At 69.6% G+C, this 283-nt stretch carries 1 protein-coding gene; it reads left to right on the forward strand.

Annotated elements, in window-relative coordinates; genetic code table 11:
- A partial coding sequence (locus tag BHU15_RS41875; RefSeq protein WP_438285005.1) for an ATP-binding protein occupies positions 1-283 on the forward strand: 283 nt, incomplete at both ends.

Consider the following 283-nt stretch of genomic DNA (forward strand, 5'->3'; position numbering starts at 1 on the left):
CAGCAACCCCCACCCCCCAACACCACCGCGGCGAGAGCTATCGGCTCACCGTGCCCAGCAGCGCGTACGCCCCCCGGCTCGCCCGGGAGTTCATCAGTGCGCTCCTCCAAGTCAGCGGGTACACCCCCCTCGTGGACGACGCCCGGCTCTGTGTCAGCGAGTTGGTGACCAACGCGCACCGGCATACGCGGACGCGGCGGATTCGGGTGGAGGCCGTCGTCAATCGGAAGTTGGCCACCGTGTACGTCTGCGACAACAACCCCTGGGACCTGCCCGCGCCCGG

It is taken from the genome of Streptomyces niveus (genome assembly GCF_001723055.1).
Lineage (GTDB): Bacteria > Actinomycetota > Actinomycetes > Streptomycetales > Streptomycetaceae > Streptomyces > Streptomyces niveus.